This is a genomic window from Mycolicibacterium palauense (genome assembly GCF_002592005.1).
GTDB classification, from domain to species: domain Bacteria; phylum Actinomycetota; class Actinomycetes; order Mycobacteriales; family Mycobacteriaceae; genus Mycobacterium; species Mycobacterium palauense.
Genome location: NZ_NVQF01000185.1, coordinates 1 through 1805, shown reverse-complemented (window position 1 = coordinate 1805; position 1805 = coordinate 1). Strand labels below are relative to the sequence as shown.

Annotated in this window: 1 protein-coding gene and 1 pseudogene; both read right to left on the bottom strand. The window is 59.4% G+C overall.

The features are described from left to right. Positions 1-933 (bottom strand): annotated as a pseudogene (locus CSR00_RS30970) (hypothetical protein); the annotation flags it as partial. Between the two features lie 461 nt (positions 934-1394). Then, a partial coding sequence (locus tag CSR00_RS29745) for an integrase core domain-containing protein (RefSeq protein ID WP_176562339.1) occupies positions 1395-1805 on the bottom strand: 411 nt, incomplete at its 5' end.

Genomic DNA, 1805 nt, shown 5'->3' with positions numbered 1-1805 from the left:
CCACAAAGGCAAACTGCTCGAACGGCCCACCGACATCACCCCACCGACACCGCCCTCAAACGACGACGAGCACACCGGAACGGAGGTCGCCTGAAACACCCCGATCCACAGGAATTGACAATTTCTCGTCGTCTGATCTTCGTGACTCTGTAGGGCACTGGTGAAAGAAATTAGCGCCGACCGAACCTTGCGCCGCCGCTCGCCAAACGCATCTCCGTCAAAGATACTGATCTTGTTGTCCCGCAGGTCTTCAAGGATTGAAACCAGCTGATCCAGGAACCTGTCGCTCTCATCGGACACGTGCCTCAGCAGCTCACTGTCCAGCATCTTCCGAATGCGTTCGTACGCATCGCGATAGCGCTTGTCGTCGTCTTCAGTCAACGAACACACCTTCTCGATTATCGGCGCATCACAGCGGCTGAGATCCAGGTGGATCAGAATTGCGCCGTACGGATCGGATTCTGCTTCGGCTTCTTGGGCATCAAGTTCCGCCCTCATCGACGCAATCGCGTCCATCAGCTTCTTGCATTCGGCGGCGGCAGCGGTGAACAGCGCTTCCAGGTCGTCTGACGATGGAAGGCCTCCGGAAAGCCAGCGCTTGCCTTCCGACAGGACCCTATCCAGGTTTTCCCGGACGAGCTGTTGAGCAGTCTCACGTGTATAGCGGTCCCGTACATCAGGTGTCTCTGCCCAGTCCACCCAGACCGTCGAAGCGGCGCTTCCCAGTGCGTTCAGCGACTTGATGATCAGGAGAGCTGCCGGGGTCTTCGCGGTCACTTCCGGCAGTGCATACTCCGACCACGCCTCAAAGGCGTTATCCGCGAAGTCTGTAGCACTATCACCTTCGATGTCACTAAGTGCCGAAGCAAATGCTTCTAGCCGGCCGACCCAGTGTCGTACGTTCGCCTCGTCGTCCTGTTCGTCATCCGCCATCTTCGTTCCTCATTCCGCACTGTCACATACCGCGTGGCTCCCTTCCAGTGGGCAGCCGCACAGGATCGCACATGAGTCAGAAATGCACAAGGCTTTTCCCCGTGTGCCGACGAACTGACGCCGTCGGACAAAGATGTCGCCGCCGCGCAGGGCCGCCTAGATCATTTGCCGCCCCTGGAGCGGCTGCACAATCAGAACGCAGACACAGCAGCTGCTGGGACAGCATGCGCCAGCAACAGCTAGAAGCTCACAAATCGCGATTCCCCGGCTTGGGGCGGATCTACCAGCTTATATTCCTGCCGAAAACTCTTGTCCGGCAATGCACAAGCTGCATACCGTGAGAGGGTATGCGCGAAGCTTGAAAACTCCACAACCCTCCCCGGCATCTGCCTTCCCCCGTGGTGGCGAGTCCCCGTTACTGAGTCCACCCGGTTCTTGAGTCGGGTTGGTTTGATCCGTTCTCAGTTGATGCTGCAGGCCACCGGGGTGTGGGTGCAGCGGCAGACTGCAGCGTACTCGGCCGGCGTCAGGTAGCCCAGGGCCGAGTGGCGGTGTCGATGGTTGTGCTCGTGCTTGAAGTCGCCGATGACCACGCGGGCCTCGAACAGGGTGTTCCAGTAGTTGCGGTTGAGGCACTCCTTCCGCAGGCGGTTGTTGAACGATTCGATGTAGCCGTTGTCCCACGGGCAGCCCGGCGGGATGTACACCATGCCGATCTTGTTCTCGCAGAACCGTTGTAGCGCTCGAGAAACCATTTCCGGCCCGTTGTCCATCCGTAGCACCTTCGGCGGGCCGCCGGCCGCGGCGAAGGCTTTCTCTAGCTCGAATACCAGCCGCTCGCCGGTGATCGAGCGTTCCACCACATGCAGCAG